This is a genomic window from Neorhizobium sp. DAR64860/K0K1 (genome assembly GCF_050500205.1).
GTDB lineage: Bacteria > Pseudomonadota > Alphaproteobacteria > Rhizobiales > Rhizobiaceae > Neorhizobium > Neorhizobium soli.
Genome location: NZ_CP191459.1, coordinates 683,102 through 708,962, shown reverse-complemented (window position 1 = coordinate 708,962; position 25,861 = coordinate 683,102). Strand labels below are relative to the sequence as shown.

Sequence of the window (25,861 nt, the reverse complement as noted above, 5' to 3'; positions counted from 1 at the left end):
TTTGGCCTTTCAAAGCATATCAAGATCGCTGGGGCTGAAGTTCACGATGACTTCGCTCCACGCATCGTATTTGTCTGCCGGCAGGTTCTTGAACGGCGACGAACGCAAGACAGCGCGGCGCGCGCTGGATTCGAGCGTCCGGCGGGCCGTATCTGAACCGCCGCTTGAGGAAACTTCGGGTTCGCCGACGATCATGCCCGACTGGTCGAGCCGCATATGGACGCGGATGACCACGCCTTCTGCACCTTCGATGCCTGCGATATAGGACCAGTTCTTGCCGATCTGCCCGCGCAACGCGTCCATTTCGCTGACGCTGAGCTTTGAACCGGTCGATGGCTTCGTGCTGCCCGTGGAGGCAGGCGACGTCGAACGCTTGGCACCGCCGCCCGACGCGTCCTGCTTGTTGAGAAGCGCTGCAATCTGGTCGGCATTGAAGTCGCTGGCCTTGGAAGACGAGGACTTGGCAGTCTCCTGCTTCTTGCCTTCCTTCTTGTCGTTCGGCTTGGAAGCTTCGGTGGCCTTGGTGTCAGCCTTGGCGGTCTCGGTTGGCTTCGGCGGGTCAGGCTTTTTCTCGACCGGCTTTTCGACGGGCTTTGCCTGTTCCTTCGGCGGTTCCTGCTTCGGCTTGGCGGCCGGCAGCGGAACGCTGTCGGGAAGCGGCGCTTCCTCGGTCTTGGCTTCGGTCGGAGTTGGGGTCGGTGGCGGTGTCTCGGCCTTGGGCGGCGTCGGTTCGGGCTTCGGCGGGGTCGGCTCCGGCTTCGGCTGCGGCAATGCTGCCACGTCCTGAGGCTTCGGTGCCGTCTCTTCCTTGACGATATCCTTGACCTGGTTGTCCTCGTCCGTCGGGGTCGGCGTCGGGCGCTCCACCGGCTTTGGCGCGGCGGCGGCTTCGGTCTTCAGGGGCTTCTTGGCCGGTGTCGGCGGGGACTTCAGGTCGATGTCGCTCTCGCCGGCATTCTCGGCGTTTTCGACGACCTTCTGGTTCTTGGTTTCCTTCACCGAAGGCTTTTCGGTGAGAGGCGCCTTCTTGTCACCCTGCTGCATCTGGGTGATCGATTCCACCGGGACGATGTCAACCGGAAGCGCCTCGACGTCGGCGACGTTGAGCTGCATCGGTGAACTCAGCGAGACAAGCGCCCAGCCGAGAAGCACCGAATGGAGAACCAGCGATGTGCCGATACTACCCTTCATGGCGTGGGATCACTGCTCCTGTTCCTGAAGGGTAACGAGGCCGAGGTTCTTGTAACCGGCAGACGAAATGCGGGCCATGACCTTCATCACCACGCCATAGGCAGCGGCAGTGTCGCCACGCACATAGATGCGCTCGTTATAGCCGGTCGTGGCGATTGCCTGCAGCTTCGGCAGGATTTCGTCGATCGTGATCGGGGTTTCCTGCAGGAAGATCTGCCCTTCCGGATTGACCGAAACGGTGATCGGCTGCGTATCGGAATTCATCGCCTTGGCCTGGGTTTCAGGCAGGTCGATCGGCACGCCGACAGTCATCATCGGTGCGGCGACCATGAAGATGATGAGAAGCACGAGCATGACGTCGACAAGCGGCGTGACGTTGATTTCGCTGATCGCGCCGCTACGGCTTCGCCCACCGCGACGTCCGCGACGACCGCCTCCCGACTTTGCTCCTCCGGCCGACATGCCCATGGTGCTTACTCCTGGCGTTGTGCCTGATTACTGAGCGGCCTGGCGTGGCTGCAGCTTCTCGTCGATCTGGCGCGAAAGGATGGCCGAGAATTCGTCGGCAAAACCTTCCATCCGCGATGAAAGCTTGCCAGCCTCGCCCATGAAACGGTTGTAGGCGATAACTGCCGGGATAGCGGCAACAAGGCCGATGGCGGTTGCCAAGAGCGCTTCGGCGATACCCGGTGCAACGACCGCAAGGTTGGTGGACTTCGATCCGGCGATCGCCTGGAAGGAGGTCATGATACCGATGACGGTACCGAACAGACCGATGAACGGACCGGCCGAACCGATGGTTGCGAGCGACCCAAGACGTGCCTCGTAGGCCTCGCCTTCACGCGACATCGTCACGTCCATGGCGCGGTCGATACGCATCTGGAGACCGATCGGCGAACGGGCGCCGCGTTCAAAGCTCTTTTTCCACTCGCGCATGGCAGCGACGAAGATGGCGGCAAGGCCTGTATTCTGGCGCTCGCCAAGGGTGCGGTAGAGTTCTTCGAGCGACTGACCCGACCAGAACACCTGTTCGAACTGATCGAACTGACGCCGCGCCTTTGAAAAGGCCATATATTTGTCGATGACGATCGCCCAGGTCCAGACCGAGGCACCCATCAGCCCGATCATCACCATCTTGACGATCAGTCCGGCCTGCATGAACAGCGCCCAAAGGCTCACGTCATGCGTCGCAGCTTCCAGAGCTACCTGTTCCATCTGTCTTCAATCCCCGAATCCAAACGCCCGGCATTTCACAACCGGGCGGGTTCCAAAGCGCGCTCTCGCGAGAATGTTTCTGTCCGCCGAGATCGCCGCCTAACGCCCAAGATGTCCTGAGTTTTCAGCTTGGCTTCTCGCCTTCAAATTTGGTCAAAGGAAGGCGTGCGTTGCACAAATTCCTCACGGGTTAGTAAGACTACATTATCGTTAATAATGTGTTACGGCCGCAAGCTTGATCAGCGCTTTGGCTCTATTGTCTAAAGCTCAGATCGGCGCTGTTAGAAACTTCTCCGCGATCGCCTCCGGCAGTCGTCGTGGACGACCGTATCTGTTGATGACGGCGATAACCACCTTCGCCGCAATCAGCAGCGTTTCGCCGCGGCGGATTTCCTGGGTGAGAACCATCTTGGCGCCACCCGCCTTTTCGGTGATCGTCTGGATCGTCAGTATATCGTCCATCCGGGCCGGTTGCTTGAAATCGATCTCCATGCGGTGCACGACGAAGACCAGCCCCTCCTCATCCGCCGACAGAAGCGCACCCTGCTCGCAGCCGAGGCAACGCAGATAATCGGTTCGGCCGCGCTCGAGAAAGTGCAGGTAGCGGGCGTGATAGACGAGGCCGGAGAAGTCCGTGTCCTCGTAATAGACCCGCTGGACGAGGCTGTGACCGCCCTCGATCAGTTCTCCGGATAACAAAAAATTCTGCTCTGTCATAAGCTTGCCTTGAAATTCCATCTTCATCCCCTGGATAAAGGCGGAATACCGATCCACTTTCGGTGTCCTGTCATACTTCCCGCCCGCATAAAATAGGGCACCCGCGAACGGAGAGAACATTCATGAAGATTGCAGTCCTTGGCGGCGATGGTTTCGTCGGCTGGCCGACATCGCTTCACCTGTCCGATGCCGGCCACGAGGTGCATATTCTCGATAACCTGTCGCGCCGCTGGATCGATACGGAACTCGGTGTTCAGTCGCTGACGCCGATGGACAGCATTCAGGAACGGACCCGCATCTGGCACGCCGAGACCGGCCGCCGCATCCACTTTCACCTGATCGACCTTGCCAAGGATTACGAGCTTCTGAAGGGTTGGCTGGCGGCGAACCGTCCAGACGCCATCATCCACTTCGCCGAACAGCGGGCAGCCCCCTATTCGATGAAGAGCGACCGCCACAAGAACTACACTGTCAACAACAACGTCAACGCCACGCACAATCTGTTGAACGCCATGGTCGAGCTCGACCTCGACGCGCATCTCATCCACCTGGGCACAATGGGTGTCTATGGCTACTCGACCGTCGGTGCGGCGATCCCGGAAGGCTACCTTCCTGTTGGCATCGAGACGATGGATGGGCGCACGGTTAGCCAGGAGATCCTCTATCCAAGCAATCCCGGCTCGATCTACCACATGACGAAATGCCTCGATCAGCAGCTGTTTGCGTTCTACGCGAAGAACGACGGCCTGCGGATCACCGATCTCCACCAGGGCATCGTCTGGGGAACCCACACGGAGCAGACCCGCCGCCACGAGCAGCTGATCAACCGGTTCGACTACGACGGCGATTACGGCACGGTTCTCAACCGCTTCCTGATCCAGTCGGCGATCGGCTATCCGCTGACGGTACACGGAACCGGCGGCCAGACGCGCGCCTTCATCCATATTCAGGATTCGGTGCGCTGCATCGAGATCGCGCTCAACACACCGCCTGCCCGCAACAACCGGGTCGAGATCTTTAACCAGATGACGGAAACCCACCGGGTGCGCGATCTGGCCGAAATGATCTCCAAGATGAGTGGCGCGCAGATTGCCTGGCTGCCCAACCCGCGCAAGGAAGCCCCCGAAAACGATCTCGTCGTGAAGAACGACAAGTTCCTGAGCCTTGGCCTGCAGCCAACCACGCTCGGCGAAGGCCTGCTCGCCGAGATCGTTGATGTCGCGAAGAAATACGCCTACCGCGTCGATCGCAGCCGTGTCCCCGCCGTTTCCGCCTGGACGCGCGATATCGCCGCCAAAGTGGAGCACGATCCGGAAGGCATGCGGCTGAAATCCGTCTCGTGATGGCGCAATGAAAAACGCCTTCGTCACCCTCGTCACCAATGCCGATTACGCGATGGGCGCGACGGCATTGGCCCGGTCGATCAGGTTGACCGGGACCACGGCCGAGATCGTCGTGCTGCATACGGCGGCGGTCTCAGCATCCGACCTTGGCCCCCTCGAAGCCCTGGGCTGCCGTATGGTGGAAGTCACACACCTTCCGCTGTCCGACGCGTTCAACGACCGTCACGCCCGAAAGAACCTGCATGGCGCGGCGCCTTTTACCAAAGGCAACAAGCCGGAGTTCCACACGCCGCTCGACAATTTCTGCAAGCTGCGCCTGTGGCAGCTGACCGACTACGACAAGGTCGTTTTCGTCGATGCGGACGCGCTGGTGCTGAAGAACATCGACAAGCTGTTCGCCTATCCGGAGTTTTCCGCGGCACCGAACGTCTACGAGAGCATGGCCGACTTCCAACGGATGAACTCCGGCGTCTTCGTAGCCAAACCCTCGCTGCAGACCTTCGACGCCATGATGGCAGCGCTGGATGTGCCCGACGTCTTCTGGCGCCGCACCGACCAGACGTTTCTGGAACACTTCTTTCCGGACTGGCACGGCCTGCCGGTGACCATGAACATGCTGCAATATGTGTGGTTCGCCATGCCCGATCTCTGGAACTGGAAGAGCATCGGCATCCTCCACTACCAGTATGAAAAGCCATGGGAGAAGGATCACCCGAAGGCGCAGCAGTTGAAGCCGCTGATCGATCTCTGGCGGGACTTCTACGAAGGCCGCTCACCTGACATATCCGCACTGCCCAATCCGGCGCGCCTCCCATGAAGGTTCTCGTCTCGGGCGGGACCGGGCTTGTGGGCCGCTATGTCGTAGAGGCGCTGCTGGGCGCCGGCTATCAGGTTATTGTCGGCGGCCGGACACAACCGAAACCCGACCTGTTCTCAAAACCCGTCGAATTCGTCCCCCTCTCGCTCGATCCCGATCTCGACCAGATTGATGCCTTCACCGGTGCCGATTTCTTCGTCCACGCCGCCTTTGACCATGTCCCCGGCAAATATCGCGGCGGCGAAGGCGACGATCCCAAGCGGTTTGCCCGCATGAACCTCAATGGCACGATGAAACTGTTCGAGACTGCCAAACGAGCCGGTCTCCGCCGCGCCGTCCTCATCTCCAGCCGCGCTGTCTATGACGGCCTGCCTGACGGGTTGCCGCTGATCGAAGACACGGATCTGTCACCGACAAGTCTCTACGGCGAAATCAAGCATAAAGGCGAATTGGCAGTCGCCGGGCTTTGCGACGCGCACTTTTCGACCGCAAGCCTGCGGTTGACCGGTGTCTACGGACATCTGAGACCCAACAAATGGGATCAGATGTTTGAAACCTACCGTTCCGGCGGCGTCATTGAACCGCGTGCGGGAACGGAAGTAAACGGCAGCGATGTCGGCTCCGCCGTTCGTCTGATGCTGGAAGCCGAAGCCTCCAGGATCGCCGGCGAAAGTTTCAACGTGTCAGACATACTCACCGATCGAAGCGAAATCCTCAGTCACGTCGACAATGGCCGCCGCTTGCCCGAGAAGGCTGATCTGTCGCGAGTGCGCGTCATGCCGACGGCAAAGATCGAGGCGCTTGGCTGGAGGGGCGGTGGCAAACCGTTGCTTGCACAAACAATCCGCCGCCTCGCCTCCTCCTGATCTTATCCCCGCTACGATCCTAGTGGGACGAGGTGCGTTGCGTCTTGGCCTCTTGCTTCGTCTTGTCGATCTGCTTCATGTGCTCTTCGGCCCATTTCTGGCCGGCGTCGCCGCCCCACAAAAGCCAGGCAATGTAACCAGCAGATGGGTTGCCGTCGTCGCCGAAATTGTCGGAGCGCTTGTCGACATTGTGACGCTTGAAGTAGCTTACCATCCGCTTCACCGTCTGTTCCGACAGATGCTTGCGATGCTGAAGATCGCGAGCGCGTGCTATCCCGACCGTCGTGCCGCCACGGCGATATTCGGCGCGCAGCTTCAAGCCCTTCTCGGCCGCAGCCGCAACGTCGGCTGGCGGCTTGTGGTCAAGCTGCGATGGTTTGGACGGGCTGCGCGCGCGAGTCTTAGACTGCTCGTGCTGATGGTCGTGCGAAGATCTTTCAGCCATCGGTCTTCTTCAGCTCCGATTGGCTTTTCAAAACCTTGTCGCCGTCTTCCTGCTTGACGAGGAAGGCGGGCTTGTCGGCATCTGCCTTGCGCTTGATCGTCTTGCCCTTGATCTTGCGCTCGACATCCTTGGTGAACTTCTCGGCGACCTTACCTTCGGCCTTCGACTTTCCCCATTTCCATTCGACTTCGTTTCCGACGCTGATCTTCTGCATGGATCATCTCCTTCTACTCCTGAAAAAACTCAAGCGAGCAAAGGATGTTCCAACATCAGTCTTTCAGATCGAGATCGCCATCGCGCCAGACCACGTGTTTCGGGCTCGTGGGCAGATCTTCGATTTCGTCGGCGATGAAATACGGTGGGATATCCAGCGCCTTCAGCGAATCTCTCGTCGCCTTCACCCACTTGAACTCGAGTTCGTGCGTGTCGACGATCCGGTGGACGATATCGGTCGGATGAAACGGAAAGCTCTCCGGCAGCTCCATCAGGTAGTAGAAGCCGAGTTCGTGCCAGTCGCGGTCTTCGTAGCGGAAGAAGTTCTCGACCGCCCACAGCAGCCGTCCGACCTTCACCTCGACCCCGAGTTCCTCGACCATCTCGCGTTTCAGGGTTTCCTCGGAGGTTTCGCCCACTTCCGCGCGTCCGCCGGGAAAGGTCCAGAACGTCTCATGCACGGCGCGGTGCACCAGCACATGGCCATCGCGGAAACCAAGCCCCGCGATGCGCATCTGAAAAATGCGCTTCGGCTTGAACTTCATCCGGATGCGCAAATCCTGGGGTTCGTCGCTTTTACTCATCGTCGAAACTGATCCTGAACTGGGCCGCGTCCATATCCTTGGGCGGCTGCAGGCCGAGATGCTTCCAGGCGACTGCCGTCAGCACCCTGCCCCGCGGCGTGCGCTGGATAAAGCCCTGCTGGATCATGTAGGGCTCGATAATGTCCTCGATCGCGTCGCGCGGCTCCGAAAGTCCCGCCGCGATCGTCTCGATACCCACGGGCCCGCCGCCGAAGTTGACGGCGATCATGTTGAGATAGCGCTTGTCGAGCTGGTCGAAACCGGCGTGGTCGACATTGAGGCGGATCAGCGCCTCGTCGGCGATCTCCTTGGTCACGGCTTCCGCACGCGCCACTTCGGCAAAATCGCGGACACGGCGCAACAGCCGTCCGGCGATACGCGGCGTGCCACGGGCGCGCCGTGCGATCTCGCGCGCGCCGCCATCGGTCATCGGCAGGTTCATCAGGCGCGCACCACGCCGGACGATACCTTCCAGTTCCTCGACCGTGTAGAACGACAAGCGCACGGGAATGCCGAACCGGTCGCGCAGCGGCGTCGTCAACAGCCCGATACGGGTGGTGGCAGCAACCAGCGTGAATTTCGACAGGTCGATCTTCACCGACCGTGCCGATGGCCCTTCGCCGATGATCAGATCGAGCTGAAAATCTTCCATCGCTGGATAGAGGATTTCCTCGACCGCCGGGTTGAGACGGTGGATTTCATCGATGAACAGCACGTCTCGGTCTTCGAGATTGGTCAGAAGCGCCGCCAGATCGCCGGCCTTTGCAATCACAGGACCGGAGGTCGAGCGGAAATTGACGCCCAGTTCCTTGGCCATGATCTGCGCAAGCGTGGTCTTGCCGAGACCCGGCGGGCCGACGAACAGCACGTGATCCAGGGCCTCGCCCCGGTTCTTGGCGGCCTCGATGAAGATCTTGAGGTTGGCGCGAGCCTCTGCCTGCCCGGTAAACTCGTCGAGCGACTGCGGGCGCAGCGCCGTATCGAAATCTTCGCCCCGTTTTTCCGGCGAGATGAGGCGGTTTTCGTCGGTCATGCAAGAATTTCCATCTCGGGCGCGCAGGATGCGGCCTTTGTGTCTGATGTCATGGAGCAGTGGCACCGGCCATGTGGAGCAGCAACTCTCGCCACGTCGCGATCCTTGATCGCTATCGTGATCTGACCTTCAAGAGCCATGGTCGTGAACGCACCCAATCTGTTACTTCCCGTAATCGTCTGGCCCGATCGATATCCCAGTGCTTACCCCGGATATCACGACCTCGCCAGTTCCTTCAGACCCAGCCGGATCAGCTTGGCGCTGTCGGCATCCTCACCGGCTGCCTTCAAAGCTGCGGCGACGGCATTGGCCGCCTGGTCTCGGGAATAGCCAAGATTGGTGAGCGCCGAGACCGCATCGCTGACGGGCGCAGACGCCACGCCCTCGCCCAGTTCCTGCTTGAAGCCGATATTTGCGGATGCCTCGCCGGCAAAGGCGGGCGCCTTGTTCTTGAGTTCGGTGACAATGCGGACGGCGACCTTGGGGCCGACGCCGGGTGCCCGCGAAACTGCGGTCTTGTCCTGCAGCGCAATCGCATTGGCCAGTTCGCCCGGTGTCAGCGTTGAAAGCAAGGCCAGCGCCACCTTGGCGCCGACGCCCTGCACGCTCTGCAGGAGGTTGAACCACTCGCGCTCCAGTGCCGACAGGAAGCCGAACAGTTTCAACTGGTCCTCGCGCACATAGGTCTCGATAAACAGCACTGCCGCTTCGCCCACATTGAGGCGGGCCAGCGTGCGGGCCGAACAGAAGGCTTCGTAGCAGACGCCGTGCACGTCAACGAGCGCGTAGTCCTCGCCGATCTCGTCGATAGTGCCTTTGAGCTTGCCGATCATGTTTTAGGTCCGCCGCTGAGGATGAAGGAGAATGGGTTCCGGAAATCATGATGCCGAGCATCGGGAAACAGGCACGATAGCGCGCTGCATCGCGCGTCAGAAGCCGATGCGAGCGTACGGCCTCTGCCGAAATACCTACTGAGGGCGGCAGAACAAGTCAAGAACAGAGGAGGCTGATGCTTCAGCCGGCCAAAGCTTGGCGCATGCGGTTTGCAACGCGGTTATGGGCGTGGCAGATGGCGATCGCCAGCGCGTCGGCGGCATCGTTACCCTTGAACTCCGCCTTCGGCATCAGGATCTTCACCATCATGTGGATCTGCTGCTTCTCGCCATGGCCAACGCCGATGACCGCTTTCTTGACCGCGTTTGGCGCATATTCGGAAACAGGCAACCCGGCACGCGCCGGCACCAGCATCACGACGCCACGCGCCTGACCAAGCTTCAACGTCGCCACCGCATCCTTGTTGACGAACGTCTGCTCGACCGCCGCCTCGTCTGGCGTGTAGGTATGCACAACTTCGGCCAGACCATCGTGCAGCTGGCAGAGGCGCGAGGCAAGGTCGATGTCACCGTCGGACACGACCGTCCCCGATGCCACAAAGCGCAACGAGTTTCCCAGTGTCTCGATAACACCCCACCCTGTGCGGCGAAGCCCCGGATCGATGCCGATGATGCGAATCGGTTTTGTCATGGCAACTGTTGTGTCACGCCGGGAATCCTGCGCCAAGGCCGAAACGCGGAGTGACTCTGCAGGCCAACATGCGGACCGAAGCCGTCGGAAGCGTTCATATTTTGTTAACCATAACCGCATCGTTTTGGGCAGAAGTGGTGATCCAACCGCAACAACCTTTTCCTAATGGCGTTGGTTCGTCACAAAGGGTTTCTTAAGAATCACGAGGAGGCGCCCGAATGATACGGGACTATGATCGGAATGAGACCGAGCTGCGCGATCTTCGCAGAACCGCCGACATCCTGGACGGCGGTCTGCGCCGCTTTGCAAGCGGTGATATCCGCACCACACTTGATGAACCCATGCCCCTGCGTTTCGAGGGCATGCGCCGCGATTTCAATCGTGGACTCGCAACAATCGACCGGACCATCGGCACCGTCGTTTCGAGTGTCGAGACGATGCGGGCCGACACCGAAGCCATGGCCGCCATCCTGCGCAGCCAGGCTCAGGCCCGCCAGGATCAGGCAGACAGGATTACCCGCGCGAAGTCAAAGACCAGCGCGCATGAGAGAAGCGCCAAGCAGCGTCAGGCAATCACCCGTCATGTCGGCACGATCGCCCACAACACCAAGCTCGACATGCGCCGACCGCGCGAAGCGGTTGCTGCCGCGTTGAAGCTGATCGAGACGATGGAACTGTCGGCCGGCACGTCCAGTGCTACAGGCATGAGCGCAATCCGCGCCAAGACCGAAGAGATCGAGCGCGAACTGCGTGCGATCGGCCTTTACGTCGATGCATTGGCCCAAAATGTCGAGGAACTGACCGAATCCGCCGATAATCAGGCGGCCGAGGCCGAGGCTATCCGTGGCGAACTCGACGAAATGGCCAAGGCAAAGGATGCCCAGGCCCCCGAAATCCTGACCACGCCGCTTGTTCTCGACAGCCTGAACCGCAGCATCGGCGAGATCGATCGCGCTGCCGCACGCTACTCCGACGTGACCATTTTGCCGGCGCCGCCAGTCTTTCCGCCTGAAGGATCGCCCCCGTCGTCGGGAGGTCGCAAGCCCTTCCTGCGCCTGATCAAGACCTGAGGCAGCGACCTCACTGTCGGACCTCCACCGACCCCGCCTAGCGACTTTCATCGCCGGCGGGGTCGTATTTGCAAGACCGGCTGCCTAGATAGGGAGAACACGTTTTCCTATCCATTTCAGGATATGCCGATGATCCCGTTTTCCATTCTCGACCTTTCGCTGATCGGCGAAGGGTATTCCGTCAGCCAGGCTCTCGACCAGTCCCGCAGGCTTGCGATCAAGGCCGAACAGCATGGCTATAACCGCCTCTGGCTTGCCGAACACCATGGCATGCCGGGCATTGCCAGCGCGGCCACCGCGCTCGTCATCGCCCATGTCGGCGCCGCGACCAAAACCATCCGGGTTGGCTCCGGCGGCATCATGCTGCCAAACCACTCTCCTCTTGTGATTGCCGAACAGTTCGGCACGCTAGAAGCGCTGCTCCCCGGCCGTGTCGATCTCGGCCTCGGCCGAGCGCCCGGAACCGACATGCGCACGGCAAATGCGCTGAGACGCAATCTCGATGCGGGCGCAGAAAACTTCCCGCAGGATATCGTCGAGCTCAAGCATCTGCTTGGAACGCCCGTCCCGAACCAGGCAATCCTTGCCGTGCCGGGAACCGAGGCGAATGTGCCGATCTGGCTGCTCGGCTCCTCGACCTACAGCGCCCACGTGGCGGCCGCTTTGGGTCTCCCCTACGCGTTTGCCTCGCATTTTGCGCCAGATATGCTGCTCGACGCGATCGCCATCTACCGCGATCGCTTCCAGCCCTCGGCGGATCTCGACAAACCGTATGTGATGGCCGGTGTCATGGGTGTGGCAGCAGATACGGATGAGGAAGCAAACAGGCTCTTCACCTCGTCGCAGCAGCAGTTTGTCAACCTGCGCAAGAACGTCCGCGGCCTTTTCCCGAAACCGCTCGATACGATGGACGGTTTCTGGACGCCGATGGAGAAGATGAATGTGGAGCACACGTTGCGCTACGCAGCGGTCGGCTCGCCACGAACCATCGAACGCAAGCTCGGTGAGTTCCTGGCCGAAACCCAGGCCGACGAGCTCATCATCTCGATGCCGATCCACGATATCGACAAGCGTCTCCGCTCGGTGGAATTGTTTTCGCAGCTGTCGCTGATGGATAGCCAGCTGCAGCGAGCTGCGTAAACGAATTCGGGCCGGTCTCAACGACCGGCCCGCTTCATTTCAGGACTAGAGGCGATCAGGCCGACAGCTTGGCCATGACCTCATCCGAGACTTCGAAGTTCGAATAGACGTTCTGCACGTCGTCGTCGTCTTCGAGATTGCCGATCAGCTTCATCAGCGACAGCGCACGTTCCTCGTCGACTTCGATCGTGTTCTGCGGCTTCCAGATCGACTTGACGGTCTCGGCACCACCGAGCGTGGCGTCGAGCGCCTTTGAGACTTCACCGAGCGCCTCAAACCCGCAGATGATCGTGTGGCCTTCCTCGTCGGAAATCACATCGTCGGCACCCGCTTCGATCGCAGCCTCCATGACCGTATCCGCATCTCCGACCGACGCCTTGTAGGTGATCTCGCCGACATGGTCGAAGGAGAAGGACACCGAACCGGTTTCGCCAAGAGCGCCGCCGGCCTTGGTAAAGATCGAGCGAACGTTGGAGGCGGTACGATTGCGGTTATCGGTCAGCGCTTCGACGATCACGGCTGTGCCGCCGGGACCGTAGCCCTCGTAACGCACCGCGTCGTAGTTCTCGGCGTCGGCGCCCGAAGCCTTCTTGATGGCCCGGTCGATATTGTCCTTCGGCATCGACTGAGCCTTGGCGTTTTGAACGGCAAGGCGCAGCGCCGCGTTCATATCCGGGTCGGGTAGACCGGATTTTGCCGCAACGGTGATTTCGCGTGCAAGCTTGGAGAACATCTTGGAACGGATACCGTCCTGCTTGCCCTTGCGGTGCATGATGTTCTTGAACTGTGAATGGCCAGCCATGGCACCCCTGTCTGCATCATTATCTGGAATTGTGCCGCCTTATAGTTTCGAAGCGGAGGCCGTTCAAGAGCCTTTCGGATGAGGAACAAACCCCGCCCCGCCTCCGTTCTTCAACCGCACGACAAAGAAGGAGAATTATAGATGGCGAGCCTTACCGAAGCACGCGAAGCCCCCGAACGTCAGATGTGGGACGAAATCAACGGAATCCATGCGGGCATGCTCGGCATCGAAGGTGCGCACATGCATTTTCAGCCGATGGCGCCGAATGTCGATTCCGAGGCCAACACGATCTGGTTTTATACCAGGACCGATACGGATCTGGTGAAGGCGCTCGGCACAGCCTCCCGCGCCCACTTCAACGTGGTCGGCAAGGATCACGATTACCACGCCTGCCTGTCGGGCATCCTGGAAGTCCGCAAGGACGAGGCCAAGATCGATGAATACTGGAGCGCCGTGACGGCTGCCTGGTACGAACACGGTAAGTCCGATCCCCATCTCACCATGCTGGCCTTCCGTGTCGATGATGCGGAAATCTGGGCGTCGACCGACAGCACGCTCAAGTTCGGCTGGGAAATCGCCAAGGCGAACCTGAATGACGAGAAGATGCCGGAAGTCGGCGTCAACAAGCGCCTGACCTTCACGCGTCACGCCTGATCAAAAGACCGACAGGGGCTTGAACAGCCCCTGTCACAGCCCTTGCGGCACCATGATCGTCGGCTCCTTCGGAAGGCTGCGCATCGACACGGTGATCGTCTCGCTCGGCGCGTAGGCGATCTCGAACTTGCCGTCGAACATCGACAGGAACCGCTCGAGCGGCGGCCCGAAACGGTGCATCGGCAGGATCAGTGACGACCGCAGCCGCTGAACGACGCGGCTCATACTGTCCGCCCCCATCGTCAAACCGCCATCAACAGGCACCATCAGAATATCGAGCCGGCCGATCTGCGTGTACTGCTGCTCGTTGAGTTCGAAATGCAGATGGCCGAGATGCCCGATGCAGAGCCCGGCGACCTCGAAGATGAAGATCGAATTGCCGTCCGGCTCGATCCCACCGCCCCAGTTGCGGATATCCGAGACGACATTGCGGATATAGACATCCCCGACCATTTCCCGATGCTCGGCCTTTTCACCCGGCACATCGCTCCATCCGCGCATCACGTGGGCGATCGAAGGATCCGGCATCATCGTATAGTGGGTGGAATGCGCCTTGTTCATCGTCACTACGTCAGGCATCCGTGACGGCTGGTGAACGCCGCTGTAATCGGTGGCGATGCCGATACCGTCGGGGCTCTGGATGAAATAGGTCGAGTGGCCGACGAAGGTAATCTTCACCTCTTCCCGCGCCGACAGGTTTACCGGTTTGACGACTGGCGCAAACGCGGGACCCGAAGGGTTGAAGCTGGCATAGCGGACATGGGGGAATTTCTCGCCCGGCAGGTTCTGCGCAATCGCCTGGCACTGGCTGACCGGCAACCCGCCCTCCTGCGCCAGCGCCGATATGGCGGATAGAATGAGAGCCGAAAAACCGAATGCCAGCGTTCGCAGCTTCATGCCACACCCCGAACCGCGTTGCGAAAAATCGAGCCGATGCGTTCATGCCATTCCGGGGCTCAGGATGCGGCAAGCATGGCGAAGCGTCCAGCGACGAAGCGCCGTGGTCGTCTCACAATCATGTCATTAAGTGGTTACCGCCTCAACGCGTCCGGCAGACGAAGGGCAGGAACGAGCTCGCTGTCCCGAAGTTCATCGCGGCCATGGTGAGGCGATTGGCAAGATCGATATCACCCTTGGATGACGGGCACACATCCGCACCGTTGGAGCAGCCGGCTGCAATGAAGCCCTCGTTCCCCGCAATGAAAGCACGAGTAACGTCGCCGCCAGCGGACATCGAAAGCAGGTCGTGCCAGGCCTTGGCGTAGAAACTGCACTTCTTCTGAGCCCACGTTCCGGCTGAAGGCTGGACGCTTTGCTGTGCCGATGCCCCGAAAACCGGAAGCATCATAACCGCAAACAGAAGCAGCGCCCGAACCATTCTACCGCCAGAAGCTCGGAATGGTCTCCGCGAGCCGCGGCCCGATCCGGAGCGGCTCGATCTTCTCGGCCAGTCCCGTCGTGTCGGAAATCTCGATGCCGAGACCGCAGATTGTCGCGGGACCGTTTGCCGCCTCGAAACGGCCCTTCGGCATTTTCGAGATGAAGCGGTTGAGCGGCTCTTCCTTGTCCATGCCGAGCGACGAATCGTAGTCGCCGCACATGCCGGCATCCGACATGTAGCCGGTGCCGCCGTTCAGGATCTGGCAGTCGGCGGTCGGCACATGCGTGTGCGTGCCGACGACGAGCGACGCACGACCATCGACGAAATGCCCGAAACACTGCTTTTCGCTGGTGGCTTCCGCATGGAAGTCGAAGATGATGGCATCCGCCTGTTCCTTCAGCGGGGCCGCGGCAAGGATCGCCTCGGCGGACTTGAAGGGATCGTCGAGTTCCGGATGCATGAAGACCCGGCCCATGATGTTGGCGACGAGGATGCGCGCGCCGTTGCGGCCGTAGAAGATGCCAGATCCCTTGCCGGGCGTGCCGGCCGGATAGTTGGCCGGGCGCAGGAACTGGTCGTGGCGACCGGCAAAGCCGACGGCTTCCTTCTGGTCCCAGACATGGTTGCCGGTGGTGACAACGTCGGCACCGGCATTGATCGTCTCGAGAAAGATCTCCTCGGTAATGCCGAAGCCACCAGCGGCATTCTCGCCGTTGACGATCACGAAGTCGAGTTTCAGGTCGGACACCAGCCCCGGCAACTTGTCCCAAACCGCCGTACGGCCGGTTTTGCCGACCATGTCACCCAGAAACAAAAGACGCATGCTTGTCCAATCTACGCGGGCATACCCGCGAACGGCCGATAGCCGCTTTCGGTCAAGACGGCATCGAGCTTCATATCATGAGGTTCTTCAGGCACTGATGCCACTTCCTGGCAGTCGAATGCAATGCCGATCAACCGCGGGTTCAAGCCTTTTTCGCGCAAACGGTGAATGGCCCGGTCATAATATCCGCCGCCATAGCCGATCCGGTGGCCGCGCGCATCGAATGCGGCCAGTGGCACGAGCATGATCTCGGGCTCGAGTTCTTCCGCCTCGGGCCCGGGACCCGATGTCCCGAACGTACCGGGTACAAGCACCGTCTCAGGCGTCAGTTCGCGAAACACGATCGTTTCCTTGTCGAGGACGACGGGCAGGCAGATGCGCCCGCCGCGATCCCGCAGCAATGCCATCAGAGGATGGAGATCCACCTCGGATCGGATCGGCAGAAAGCCCGACACGATCGCTCCGGCATGCAACTCGATTGCCCCGGCGCCATGAACGGCAAGCGCCTGGCTCTTTTCGACCCTATCCGAAACAGACAGAGCGTCTCTCGCGGCGAGGCTCTGGCGCCGCAGTTCCGTCTTGCGCATGCGATTGTCGGAAAAAGCCTCGCTCATCGGTCCCGTGCCGTCAGTCTGGTGCGCGGCTGAGCAGCAGCTTGTCGATACGACGTCCGTCGAGATCGATCACCTCGAAGGTCCAGCCTCGTGTTGTGAACTTCTCGCCCAGTTCCGGCAGATGCTTCAGCTCGTCGAGAACGAAGCCTGCAACGGTCTCGTAACCCGGGTCATCCTCGATCGGCACGCCCATCTGCGCGGAGAACTCGTCAACCGCCATCCAGCCGGCAACGAGGTAGGATCCGTCGTCGCGCGCAACGATGGCGGGTTCTTCAACCTCGTCCTCCTGGAACACGCCGGTGATGGCTTCGAGCACGTCGCCCGAGGTGATGATACCTTCAAAATGGCCGTATTCGTCATAGACGAGAACCATATGTGCCGGTGACTTGCGCAAAGCCTGAATGACGTCGAGCGCGCCGGTCAGGTCGGAAACGACAGGCGCTTCACGCATCAGCGAGGCGGGATCGCCGCCCCTGCCGCCGGCCATGAATTCATAGGCGTCCTTGACGAAGAGCACGCCCTGGATCTCGTCGGACGAGCCCTTGCGTACAGGCAGACGCGAGCGTGTCGTCGCCCGCAGCTGCGCACGAAGCTCTTCCGGCTCATCTTCGGTATCGAGCACCTCCACATCGCGGCGTGGCGTCATGAGGCCGCGCGCGGTACGGTCGGCCAGTCGCATGACGCCGGAGATCATCGCCGATTCCTCGGTCTCGATCACGCCCGCGCTATGCGCTTCGGCAAGCACGGTGCGGATTTCCTCGTCGGTGACTTTCTCGTTCGATTCCCCGCTCTGGCCGAGAAGGGCCAGAAGAAACCGGCCCGAGATATCGAGAAACCACACGACCGGGGCACCGATTGTCGCAACCATCTTCATCGCCGGCGCCACTTTGGCGGCCACGAGCTCAGGCGCCCGCAATGCGATCTGCTTCGGCACGAGTTCGCCGACAATCAGCGACATATAGGTGATGACCACGACGACACCGCCGACGCCGAGCCAGTCGGCGAAGTTTTGCGGCATACCCTGCTCGGACAGCCAGTTGGTCAGACGGGTGCCGAGCGTTGCACCGGAAAACGCACCGGAGAGAACGCCGACAAGAGTGATGCCGATCTGAACGGAGGAAAGGAAGCGGCCTGGATCTTCAGCCAGCTTGATGGCGGCAGCTGCGCCACGATTTCCCTGCTCTGCCATGACCCGGAGGCGCACGGGACGCGATGACACGACGGCAAGTTCCGACATTGCGAGGACACCATTGAGAATGGTGAGTGCAACGACGATGAATATTTCGGTTAACAAAAGGGGCTCTTAATCTGGAACAATATCCTGCCTGCAAAACTGACGCCACGGCCCACTTCAACGAGAACCGTTATCGAACGCACCCTATGGGCGCGTCGGCGCTGCTTCGCGCACAGTTCGGAAAACCGCCCGCAATCCTTGGGGGTTCTCGGAGCTATGCACCTTCGCTCGCGGTGGAAATCATAGGGTCAGCATGCGTCCAATGCAATGGCCGTCACTGTGGAACTTGCGAGCGTCCGGTCGGAAAGGGAGAAATCACGCCGTCAGGTCGATCAGCAGTTCGGCGCGGGTGCCGCTTTCGCGCGGCACATATTGGATGGAAGCACCAAGCGTTGCCGCCATCGACTTGACGATTCGACTGCCAAGACCCGTGCCCTTCGGCATGTCGCCTTCCTTCCAGCCGACGCCGTCGTCCTCAACCGCAAGCAGCGCCTTGTCATCATCCTGCCGCTTGAGAAGCACACGCACCTCGCCCTCAGCGCCCGGCGGATAGGCATATTTCAGCGCATTGGTGAGAAGTTCGGTCACGATCATCCCGACGGAGACGGCCCGGTCGGACTTCAGCGAGAGTTCGTCGGCCTGCAAAAGGATCGTCGCGCTCTGGTGATCGTTGACCGTACCCTGCACTTCCTTGACCAGAGTGCCGAGATACTTGTCCATCTCCACCTGGCGCACGTCGTCGGACGTGTAGAGGCTGCGGTGCATGCCGGCGATCGCGGAGATGCGCGCCTGCGTCTCCGACAGGGCCGCCTTGACGTCGTCGTTCTTGCTGCTCGACACCTGGAGACGGATCAGCGCGGCGACCAGCGCCAGGCTGTTGGCGACGCGGTGGTTGACTTCCGTCAACAGCACCTCGGCGCGTTCCTTGCCAAGCCGGATCTCCTGATCGGCGCGCTCCTTGGCGCGGCGAAGCTCGGCGGTCGCAATCCCCTGGCCGATCGCGCTCTGCATCAGCGGCCAGAACTCGTCGCCCACCGTCTTGATGACATAGTCGGACGCACCGTTCTTCAATGCGTCGATCGCGATCGTCGCATCGCTCGAACCGGTGACGTAGATGACCGGGAGCCCCGCCCCCATCTCGTTCAGCCTGTGAAGGATTTCGAGGCCGGTACCGGTGCTGAGATAGTGGTCGAGAACCACTGCGTGCACGCCACCCTTCTCAACGGTCTCCATTGCCGCGGACAGATCCACGGCATGGACGACCTGATAGCCGAAGCGACCCAGATTGCGCACGGCAAGCCGCGCAAGGGCAAGGTCGTCATCGACGTAGAGAATGGTGTGCTGCATCACGTCTCGTCATTGTCCGGGAATTTGCATCACGGCAAAGAACAGACCGAGCTGTCTGATGGCGTGCGCGAAACTCTCATAATCCACTGGCTTCGTTATATAAACGTTGGCACCGAGATCGTAGCACCGCTGGATCTCTCGCTCGTCGTCGGTCGTGGTCAGGATGACCACGGGCAGTCGCTTCGAGTGAGGGTTGGACTTCACCTTCTCAAGTATGTCAATACCCGACATATCGGGGAGGTTGAGGTCGAGAAGGATCAGCAAATACCGATCCGCATTGGCCGCTCCCAGGCGGTCAGCGCCGAGAATATAATCGAGCGCCGCGTTTCCGTTTGTGAACGGGACGATCTCGTTGTGGACGCCTGCTCGACGGACATTCTTTTCGATGAGGCGCGCATGCCCCTCGTCGTCCTCGACCATAACGATGGTAACTTCTTTGCCGGCAGCATTCATGACCCATGACTCCTGACATATTGGGACAGATCGGTGGGCAGACGGATGATGAATGTCGCACCGCCGCCCAAGGTTGACGTGATCGTAATCTCGCCACCTAAATTTCTGACTAATGATCGCACATGCGCAAGGCCGATGCCCTCGCCGGGCTGGTTCTGCACGCCGGAACGGCGGAACAGCTCGAACACCCGTTCGTGGTCTTCCGGCGCAATGCCGCGCCCGTTATCGGCAACCTCGATCCGGACGAAGCTTCGCCCGAGCGGCGTTGACGTGATCGACAGCGCCAGCGGCCGGTCGGGATGTTGGTATTTGACCGCATTGTCGAACAGGTTACCGAAAACCTGCTCCAGCGAGAACCGGTCGGTGACGAGGGTCTTTGCGGCCGACGTGGAAATCGCCACTTCGCCGCCGCCCTCGTTGACCTGATGGTAGACACTCGCGGCAGTTGCCTCCAGGAGTTCGCTCAGGTCGATCCGCTCCGGCTTCAGCTCACGCCGACCGTCGCGGGAGATCTTCAGGATGGCGTTGATCAGGCCATCCATCTTCTTGGTCGACGAACGGATAAAACCGATTGCCTCTGGAAGATCTTCCTCGACTGCAAGCCGGGCGTCCCTCACCTGAAGTTCGCTCGGCTTGACGTCATCGGCCAGCACGTAGGCGGAGATCGATTTGAGCGAACTATCCAGCTCGCTGGTAAAGCCCATGATGTTGACAAGCGGCGCTCTCAGATCGTGCGAGACGATATAGGCGTATCGCTGGATCTCGCGGTTTGCCTGGATGAGGTCTTCGGTACGCTCGTTGACCCGCTCCTCCAACCCGGCATTCAAGGTTTCCACCTCGGCACGGGCCTTCTGAAGCTGGCGGACATGCTGGAAGACGATGGCAATCGCGCCGCCGAGAACGAGAATGATCAGGATACCGCCGCCGACGGTAAACCACTGCAGCTTTTCGGAACTTCCGCGAATCTCGCCAATGCCGGAAATCAGGTGTCCATCCAGTTCGCCGATCACGCCGCCAAGCAGGGCGCGCAATTTCTGCATGGCCTCGAGGCCCGACTGGTTGCGAACGATGGCGACTGCCTGCTCGACCTGACCCGAACTTGCGAGCGACAGCGTCGCCTGCATCTCATTGGTCTTTAGCGCGATCAGGCTGCGGATCTCGTCCAGCGGAACGCTGACGATGTCCTGATTGGCCGCCGTCCGCTCCACCTTCTGCAGCTGGAGCGGCAGCGCACCGATGGATGTCCGGTAGGGCTCGAGGAACAGCGGATCCTGCACCAGCAGGTAGCCGCGCTGTCCGGTCTCGGCGGTTTGCACAAGCAAAAGCAGATCGGCAGTGGTCGCCCGCAATGCTCTCAGCTTCGTGACGTCATCGAAATAGGTCCTGGTCATCTGCGCCAGGAAGAAAGAAGACATCACGATGCCGAGCAAGATGGCCGCGCCGATGACGAGCATCAGGAGCGACGAGCGGGCGAACGTGGCTTTTGCGTTGGGCATGAAGAAGTCCGCCGATTGAAAACACGGAGACTTACTCGGAAACGGCGCGGCCATTGTCAAGCGTCAGACAGGGGCGCCTGATGCCACATCAGGGGAAAACCGGACTGGCAATCTGACGAACTCGTGTACTGGAAAAAGAAATTAGAAAAAGCGCGGACACATTCGGAACATAAACGTAAGACAACAGTTCATTCATCAGACGTTCATGTTGGGAGTTTCGACAATGTTCTTGAGCAGCCTTCAGCCTACCGCTTCATTCGCCTTTGCCCATGACCACGGCATGATGATGGAAAAGACCGCTATCGAAACGGAACTGAGTTACCTCCCCAACTTCGACAGCAGCAACCTCACTGTCGACGTGACCGGCGACTTCATTGTTCTTGAAGGCGTTGTCAGCTCCAGTGGCGACCATGCCCGCGTTATGCGGATCGCTCGCGAAATCGTTGGCTATGAGCGCGTTCTCTCCCGTGTTCTGGTCTGCTCGATCGAAAAGCGCTCGTAAGCATCCCATCGACTAGACGTGCAAAACCCCGCCTTGAGCGGGGTTTTTCGTTTTTGGGCCCGACCATTATGAATGATCGAGCCCGAATTCTGTAAGGTGCGATCCGCGGCGACCGATGGATTTTTACGATCCTGGGTGCCTACAAACGTAGGTGGGCGCCATATGTCCAAGCCCACGGGCCTGGCCAGGGACAGCTCCCTTTGGATCGAGTATGGCCCCAGGGATTGTGGTTCCTGTCGAGAAGCGCAGAACGCATTTTCAATATAAGGCTGAAGTCGATGGCGCGCCAGTGGCATCGCGAGGCATTTTTTTCTGCAGGCTTTCAGCGACGCTGAACCCCGGCGTGAGACGGTCTTAGTTCGCCGGCACACGGCCGTTGAGCTTCGCGGTCAGGCCTTCCAGTCTGGATGAAAGCTCGCTCAGGGCGGAGACGACAAGCTCGTCGCTGCGGCTCTGGTTTTCAGCGGCACCGGCGCGGTTGGATTTCAGCGACTGCACCTCGCCTTCGAGCGCACCGACCTTGCGGGTCAGCTCGGAAAGCTCATCCATGATCATGATCCCGGCCATGACCGTGATGCGAAGATCACCAATCTCGCCGAACTGGCCCTTCAGATGTCCGACATAGCGGTCGAATTGGTCGGCGAGGTCCGTCAGGTGCTGTTCCTGACCTTCTTCGCAAGCCATCCGATAGGCTTTGCCGTCGATCGTTACCGTTACCTGGGCCATCTCTTTTTCCTTACCGGTCCAGAACCGCGCGGATCGTCTCCATCGCCGTCACCAGACGGCGGGAAACCTCGCGGTTGACCTCTTCGAGACGATTGGCCCGAAACTGCGACTGATCCAGCTCCTGCGCCAGGCGCGATCGATCGGCATGCACGCGCTTGACCTCGCCTTCCATCTCGCCCTGGTCTCTTTGCTGCTCGATGCGCACATCGACGGCATTCTCCAGCCCGCTTATCGCAGCCCGAAGTTCCGAAAGCGCCAGATCCACCGTCTTTTCTGCCGGCATGCGTATATCCCGTGAGGTCGCGATCGGCGCCGAATCGTACGGCAGCGCCTCGCCAACAAGCGCCGTAGACTATTCACCGCTTGAAAGCCGGTCAATAAAACACGCAGACGATACCGCATCGAACTGTGGATCGTCGCTGATCAAGGGCACTCGGCGGCCCTGCCGAAATAGCAGGCAGACTGTGCTAAACCCGATCATTATGTGCCACCGGTGGCCCGCCTTTTGTTGACTTGCGCGCCCCACCTGATATGGATCGGACGCTTCCTGACGAGGCCCGATCATAGGGCCTGACCGACACTCGGACGATAGTGGATTAGCCATGATTTCTCGCGAACAACACGACCGGATGGCCAATGCGATCCGTTTCCTTGCCATGGATGCCGTCGAAAAGGCGAATTCCGGACACCCGGGCATGCCCATGGGCATGGCTGACGTCGCAACGGTCCTGTTTACCAAATACCTGAAATTCGACCCGACCAAGCCGCATTGGCCCGACCGCGACCGCTTCGTGCTGTCGGCCGGCCACGGCTCGATGCTGCTGTACTCGGTCCTGTATCTGACCGGCTATCCTGACATGTCGGTGGACGACCTGAAAGGGTTCCGCCAGCTCGGCTCCAAGACTGCCGGACATCCGGAATACGGCCATGCGACCGGCATCGAGACCACCACTGGTCCTCTCGGCCAGGGCATCGGCAACGCCGTCGGCATGGCAATCGCCGAACGCAAGCTGCGCGAAGAATTCGGCGCCGACCTGCAGGATCACTACACCTATGTGATCAACGGCGACGGCTGCCTGATGGAAGGCATCAGCCATGAATCCATCGCGCTTGCCGGCCACCTGAAGCTGAACAAGCTGATCCTGTTCTGGGACAACAACTCGATCACCATCGACGGCGCCGTGTCGCTGTCGGACTCGACAGACCAGATCGCCCGCTTCAAGGCCGTGCACTGGAACACGATCGAGATCGACGGTCACGATCAGGCCGCTATCGCAGACGCGATCGAGCAGGCCCACAAGTCCGACCGCCCGACCTTTATCGCCTGCAAGACCACGATCGGCTTCGGTTCGCCGAACAAGGCCGGCAGCCACAAGGTTCACGGTTCGCCGCTCGGCGCCGAGGAAATTGCAGCCACCCGCAAGGCACTGAACTGGGAATACGAACCCTTCGTCATTCCGAACGACGTGCTGTCCGACTGGCGCGCAGCCGGCATCCGCTCCGTCGAAGCCGTCAAGGCCTGGGAAGGCCGCCTTGCAGCGTCTGCCCACAAGGCCGAATTCGACCGCCGCTTTGCCGGTGACCTGCCTGCAGGCTTCGATGCCGCCATCAACGACTTCAAGAAGAAGCTTGCTGAAACCAAGCCGACCGTTGCGACCCGCAAGGCGTCGGAAGACGTTCTGGAAGTCATCAACGGTTTCGTGCCGGAAACGCTCGGCGGCTCCGCCGACCTGACGCCGTCGAACAACACCAAGACCAGCCAGATGGTCTCGATCACGCCGGCGGACTTCTCCGGCCGCTACATGCACTGGGGCATCCGCGAACACGGCATGGCATCGGCCATGAACGGCGTCACCCTGCATGGCGGTCTGATCCCCTACGGCGGCGGCTTCATGATCTTCTCGGACTATTGCCGTCCGCCGATCCGCCTCGCGTCCCTGATGGGCATTCGCGTCATCCACGTTCTGACGCATGACTCGATCGGCGTTGGCGAAGATGGCCCGACCCACCAGCCGGTCGAACAGGTGGCAAGCCTTCGCGCCATCCCGAACCTGATGGTGTTCCGCCCGGCCGATGCGACCGAAACGGCCGAATGCTGGCAGATCGCGCTCGAAACGAAGGACCGTCCGTCGGCTCTCGCGCTCACACGTCAGAACCTTGCACCGGCTCGTACCGAATATTCGGAAAAGAACCTCTGCACGCTCGGCGCCTACACGCTTTCGGGCAATGCTGATGCCAAGGTCACCATCTTTGCTTCCGGTTCGGAAGTCGAGCTGGCGATTGCGGCGGCAAAGACACTCGAGGAAAAGGGCATCAGCACACGCGTCGTTTCCGTGCCCTGCACCGAACTGTTCTTCGAACAGCCGGACGACTATCGCCGCGAAATCCTCGGCAACTCGCCGGTCAAGATTGCGGTTGAAGCAGCTGTCCGCGAAGGCTGGGATGCCTTTATCGGTCCTGAAGGCTCGTTCGTCGGCATGAATGGCTTTGGCGCTTCGGGTCCTGCCAAGGATGTCTTCAAGCACTTCGGCATCACGGCTGACGCCATCGTCGCCGCAGCCGATGCAAAGCTCGCCTGATCATTCAAACGACGGGGCGACGGTAAAACCGCCCGCCCCGTCCTACTGCCAAACTAATTTCTCGGGAGAACTCTATGACTGTAAAGGTTGCCATCAACGGCTTTGGCCGTATCGGCCGCAACGTCCTGCGCGCGATCGTCGAATCCGGCCGCACCGACATCGAAGTCGTCGCGATCAACGATCTCGGCCCGGTCGAGACCAATGCCCACCTTCTGCGCTACGACTCGATCCACGGCAAGTTCCCGGCGGACGTCAAGGTCGAAGGCGACACGATCATCGTCGCCGGCGGCAAGCCGATCAAGGTAACCGCGGTGCGTGACCCGGCCCAGCTGCCGCACGCCGAAATGGGCGTCGATATCGCGCTCGAATGCACCGGCATCTTCACCGCCCGTGACAAGGCCGCTGCCCACCTGACGGCCGGCGCCAAGCGCGTCATCATCTCGGCTCCCGGCGACAATGCTGACCTCACGGTCGTGTTCGGCGTCAACGACGACCAGCTGACCAAGGACCACCTGGTCATCTCCAACGCATCCTGCACCACGAACTGCCTGGTTCCGGTCGTGAAGGTGCTGAACGACGCCGTCGGCATCGACCACGGCTTCATGACGACGATCCATTCCTACACCGGCGACCAGCCGACCCTCGACACGATGCACAAGGACCTCTACCGCGCCCGTGCAGCGGCTCTGTCGATGATCCCGACTTCGACCGGTGCAGCCAAGGCCGTTGGCCTCGTTCTGCCGGAACTGAAGGGCAAGCTCGACGGCACGTCGATCCGCGTTCCGACCCCGAACGTCTCGGTCGTCGACTTCAACTTCGTCGCCAAGCGCGCCACAACGGTTGCCGAAATCAACGACGCCATCAAGTCTGCCGCAGACGGCAAGCTGAAGGGCATCCTCGGCTACACAGACGAGCCGCTGGTTTCCCGCGACTTCAACCACGATAGCCACTCCTCGATCTTCGCTCTCGACCAGACAAAGGTTCTCGAAGGCACGTTCGTGCGCATCCTGACCTGGTACGACAACGAGTGGGGCTTCTCCAACCGCATGTCGGATACCGCTGTTGCCATGGGCAAGCTGATCTAAAGAAAGC

30 protein-coding genes and 1 other RNA gene are annotated in these 25,861 nt (G+C 60.5%); 9 read left to right on the top strand and 22 right to left on the bottom strand.

The annotated features are described in order from the left end of the window. Positions 1 to 9: 9 nt before the first annotated feature. The 4 genes from ACQY1J_RS07980 to ybgC all read right to left on the bottom strand — a co-directional run bounded on the left by ACQY1J_RS07980 (position 10) and on the right by ybgC (position 3,123). Complete coding sequence (locus ACQY1J_RS07980) at positions 10 to 1,191, bottom strand: hypothetical protein (protein WP_430251123.1); 1,182 nt, start codon at positions 1,189 to 1,191, stop codon at positions 10 to 12. A 9-nt stretch (positions 1,192 to 1,200) separates the two neighbouring features. Continuing rightward, complete coding sequence (gene tolR / locus ACQY1J_RS07975; protein ID WP_062460755.1) at positions 1,201 to 1,659, bottom strand: protein TolR; 459 nt, start codon at positions 1,657 to 1,659, stop codon at positions 1,201 to 1,203. A 27-nt stretch (positions 1,660 to 1,686) separates the two neighbouring features. Next, positions 1,687 to 2,406: a protein TolQ gene (gene tolQ, locus ACQY1J_RS07970; RefSeq protein WP_062582426.1), complete on the bottom strand. Its 720-nt coding sequence runs from the start codon at positions 2,404 to 2,406 to the stop codon at positions 1,687 to 1,689. Positions 2,407 to 2,673: 267 nt separating this feature from the next. Further along, a complete protein-coding gene (ybgC, locus tag ACQY1J_RS07965) occupies positions 2,674 to 3,123 on the bottom strand; it encodes a tol-pal system-associated acyl-CoA thioesterase (protein ID WP_062461839.1) in 450 nt (149 codons plus the stop codon). Positions 3,124 to 3,245: 122 nt separating this feature from the next. Here ybgC and ACQY1J_RS07960 point away from each other — a divergent pair, with 122 nt between their 5' ends. The 3 genes from ACQY1J_RS07960 to ACQY1J_RS07950 are packed head-to-tail and all read left to right on the top strand — an operon-like array spanning position 3,246 to position 6,149. Then, on the top strand, positions 3,246 to 4,466 hold the full coding sequence (locus ACQY1J_RS07960) for an NAD-dependent epimerase/dehydratase family protein (RefSeq protein WP_113165977.1): 1,221 nt from the start codon (positions 3,246 to 3,248) through the stop codon (positions 4,464 to 4,466). A gap of 7 nt (positions 4,467 to 4,473) precedes the next feature. Beyond that, positions 4,474 to 5,283: a glycosyltransferase gene (locus tag ACQY1J_RS07955; protein ID WP_430251122.1), complete on the top strand. Its 810-nt coding sequence runs from the start codon at positions 4,474 to 4,476 to the stop codon at positions 5,281 to 5,283. Next, positions 5,280 to 6,149 carry an NAD-dependent epimerase/dehydratase family protein gene (locus ACQY1J_RS07950; RefSeq protein WP_430251121.1) on the top strand — a complete coding sequence of 290 codons (870 nt, stop codon included), beginning with the start codon at positions 5,280 to 5,282 and terminating at the stop codon, positions 6,147 to 6,149. The genes ACQY1J_RS07955 and ACQY1J_RS07950 overlap by 4 nt, the downstream gene beginning before the upstream one ends. 19 nt (positions 6,150 to 6,168) lie before the next feature. On the opposite strand, the gene ACQY1J_RS07945 is transcribed toward ACQY1J_RS07950, so the two are convergent. The 6 genes from ACQY1J_RS07945 to ruvC all read right to left on the bottom strand — a co-directional run bounded on the left by ACQY1J_RS07945 (position 6,169) and on the right by ruvC (position 9,948). Continuing rightward, positions 6,169 to 6,594: a hypothetical protein gene (locus ACQY1J_RS07945; protein WP_430251120.1), complete on the bottom strand. Its 426-nt coding sequence runs from the start codon at positions 6,592 to 6,594 to the stop codon at positions 6,169 to 6,171. Next, positions 6,587 to 6,808, bottom strand: a complete 222-nt coding sequence (locus ACQY1J_RS07940; RefSeq protein WP_062460771.1) for a DUF2945 domain-containing protein — start codon at positions 6,806 to 6,808, stop codon at positions 6,587 to 6,589. Before ACQY1J_RS07940 ends, ACQY1J_RS07945 begins: the two co-directional genes overlap by 8 nt. Positions 6,809 to 6,863: 55 nt before the next feature. Next, a complete protein-coding gene (locus tag ACQY1J_RS07935) occupies positions 6,864 to 7,352 on the bottom strand; it encodes an NUDIX hydrolase (protein WP_430251888.1) in 489 nt (162 codons plus the stop codon). A 31-nt stretch (positions 7,353 to 7,383) separates the two neighbouring features. Continuing rightward, positions 7,384 to 8,424 (bottom strand): Holliday junction branch migration DNA helicase RuvB, encoded by a 1,041-nt coding sequence (gene ruvB / locus ACQY1J_RS07930; protein ID WP_430251119.1) that lies wholly within the window; start codon positions 8,422 to 8,424, stop codon positions 7,384 to 7,386. A gap of 215 nt (positions 8,425 to 8,639) precedes the next feature. Continuing rightward, positions 8,640 to 9,257, bottom strand: coding sequence for a Holliday junction branch migration protein RuvA (ruvA, locus tag ACQY1J_RS07925; protein WP_062460779.1), 618 nt, complete (start codon positions 9,255 to 9,257; stop codon positions 8,640 to 8,642). Between the two features lie 181 nt (positions 9,258 to 9,438). Next, complete coding sequence (gene ruvC, locus ACQY1J_RS07920) at positions 9,439 to 9,948, bottom strand: crossover junction endodeoxyribonuclease RuvC (RefSeq protein ID WP_062460782.1); 510 nt, start codon at positions 9,946 to 9,948, stop codon at positions 9,439 to 9,441. A 218-nt stretch (positions 9,949 to 10,166) separates the two neighbouring features. Here ruvC and ACQY1J_RS07915 point away from each other — a divergent pair, with 218 nt between their 5' ends. Both ACQY1J_RS07915 and ACQY1J_RS07910 read left to right on the top strand, forming a co-directional pair. Further along, a complete protein-coding gene (locus ACQY1J_RS07915) occupies positions 10,167 to 11,018 on the top strand; it encodes a hypothetical protein (protein WP_430251118.1) in 852 nt (283 codons plus the stop codon). A 129-nt stretch (positions 11,019 to 11,147) separates the two neighbouring features. Beyond that, positions 11,148 to 12,158, top strand: coding sequence for an LLM class flavin-dependent oxidoreductase (locus tag ACQY1J_RS07910; RefSeq protein WP_062461844.1), 1,011 nt, complete (start codon positions 11,148 to 11,150; stop codon positions 12,156 to 12,158). A 55-nt stretch (positions 12,159 to 12,213) separates the two neighbouring features. Here the strand turns inward: ACQY1J_RS07910 and ACQY1J_RS07905 are convergent, their stop codons facing one another. After that, positions 12,214 to 12,960 carry a YebC/PmpR family DNA-binding transcriptional regulator gene (locus tag ACQY1J_RS07905; protein WP_062460788.1) on the bottom strand — a complete coding sequence of 249 codons (747 nt, stop codon included), beginning with the start codon at positions 12,958 to 12,960 and terminating at the stop codon, positions 12,214 to 12,216. Between the two features lie 141 nt (positions 12,961 to 13,101). On the opposite strand from ACQY1J_RS07905, the gene ACQY1J_RS07900 reads away from it, so the two are divergent. Beyond that, positions 13,102 to 13,614: a pyridoxamine 5'-phosphate oxidase family protein gene (locus tag ACQY1J_RS07900; RefSeq protein ID WP_092659885.1), complete on the top strand. Its 513-nt coding sequence runs from the start codon at positions 13,102 to 13,104 to the stop codon at positions 13,612 to 13,614. 33 nt (positions 13,615 to 13,647) lie between these two features. Here the strand turns inward: ACQY1J_RS07900 and ACQY1J_RS07895 are convergent, their stop codons facing one another. From ACQY1J_RS07895 to ACQY1J_RS07860, 8 genes are all read right to left on the bottom strand, one after another. Beyond that, complete coding sequence (locus ACQY1J_RS07895; protein ID WP_430251117.1) at positions 13,648 to 14,511, bottom strand: MBL fold metallo-hydrolase; 864 nt, start codon at positions 14,509 to 14,511, stop codon at positions 13,648 to 13,650. Between the two features lie 142 nt (positions 14,512 to 14,653). Beyond that, positions 14,654 to 14,992 (bottom strand): hypothetical protein, encoded by a 339-nt coding sequence (locus ACQY1J_RS07890; protein WP_113165985.1) that lies wholly within the window; start codon positions 14,990 to 14,992, stop codon positions 14,654 to 14,656. A gap of 1 nt (position 14,993) precedes the next feature. Continuing rightward, a complete protein-coding gene (locus tag ACQY1J_RS07885) occupies positions 14,994 to 15,818 on the bottom strand; it encodes a TIGR00282 family metallophosphoesterase (RefSeq protein ID WP_062460799.1) in 825 nt (274 codons plus the stop codon). An 11-nt stretch (positions 15,819 to 15,829) separates the two neighbouring features. Beyond that, on the bottom strand, positions 15,830 to 16,432 hold the full coding sequence (locus tag ACQY1J_RS07880) for a 5-formyltetrahydrofolate cyclo-ligase (protein ID WP_430251116.1): 603 nt from the start codon (positions 16,430 to 16,432) through the stop codon (positions 15,830 to 15,832). 13 nt (positions 16,433 to 16,445) lie between these two features. Beyond that, on the bottom strand, positions 16,446 to 17,726 hold the full coding sequence (locus tag ACQY1J_RS07875; protein WP_082476442.1) for a hemolysin family protein: 1,281 nt from the start codon (positions 17,724 to 17,726) through the stop codon (positions 16,446 to 16,448). A gap of 255 nt (positions 17,727 to 17,981) precedes the next feature. Next, the gene (locus ACQY1J_RS07870; protein ID WP_062460805.1) at positions 17,982 to 19,013 is read right to left on the bottom strand and encodes a sensor histidine kinase; all 1,032 of its coding nucleotides are present in this window, start codon (positions 19,011 to 19,013) and stop codon (positions 17,982 to 17,984) included. A gap of 9 nt (positions 19,014 to 19,022) precedes the next feature. Then, entirely contained in the window at positions 19,023 to 19,466 is a 444-nt protein-coding gene (locus ACQY1J_RS07865; RefSeq protein ID WP_430251115.1) for a response regulator, read from the bottom strand. Then, entirely contained in the window at positions 19,463 to 20,962 is a 1,500-nt protein-coding gene (locus tag ACQY1J_RS07860; protein ID WP_174196153.1) for a sensor histidine kinase, read from the bottom strand. The genes ACQY1J_RS07865 and ACQY1J_RS07860 overlap by 4 nt, the downstream gene beginning before the upstream one ends. Before the next feature lie 223 nt (positions 20,963 to 21,185). On the opposite strand from ACQY1J_RS07860, the gene ACQY1J_RS07855 reads away from it, so the two are divergent. Then, positions 21,186 to 21,464: a BON domain-containing protein gene (locus tag ACQY1J_RS07855; protein ID WP_062460811.1), complete on the top strand. Its 279-nt coding sequence runs from the start codon at positions 21,186 to 21,188 to the stop codon at positions 21,462 to 21,464. Positions 21,465 to 21,560: 96 nt separating this feature from the next. Here ACQY1J_RS07855 and ssrS read toward each other — a convergent pair. The 3 genes from ssrS to ACQY1J_RS07840 all read right to left on the bottom strand — a co-directional run bounded on the left by ssrS (position 21,561) and on the right by ACQY1J_RS07840 (position 22,473). Next, positions 21,561 to 21,719: non-coding RNA, 6S RNA (gene ssrS, locus ACQY1J_RS07850), on the bottom strand. A 99-nt stretch (positions 21,720 to 21,818) separates the two neighbouring features. Then, positions 21,819 to 22,190, bottom strand: coding sequence for a cell division protein ZapA (locus ACQY1J_RS07845; RefSeq protein WP_062460814.1), 372 nt, complete (start codon positions 22,188 to 22,190; stop codon positions 21,819 to 21,821). A gap of 10 nt (positions 22,191 to 22,200) precedes the next feature. Beyond that, entirely contained in the window at positions 22,201 to 22,473 is a 273-nt protein-coding gene (locus ACQY1J_RS07840) for a DUF4164 domain-containing protein (protein ID WP_062460818.1), read from the bottom strand. 319 nt (positions 22,474 to 22,792) lie between these two features. On the opposite strand from ACQY1J_RS07840, the gene tkt reads away from it, so the two are divergent. Both tkt and gap read left to right on the top strand, forming a co-directional pair. Further along, a complete protein-coding gene (gene tkt, locus ACQY1J_RS07835) occupies positions 22,793 to 24,769 on the top strand; it encodes a transketolase (RefSeq protein ID WP_430251114.1) in 1,977 nt (658 codons plus the stop codon). Positions 24,770 to 24,843: 74 nt separating this feature from the next. Continuing rightward, positions 24,844 to 25,854 (top strand): type I glyceraldehyde-3-phosphate dehydrogenase, encoded by a 1,011-nt coding sequence (gene gap, locus ACQY1J_RS07830; protein WP_430251113.1) that lies wholly within the window; start codon positions 24,844 to 24,846, stop codon positions 25,852 to 25,854. Positions 25,855 to 25,861: the final 7 nt, after the last annotated feature.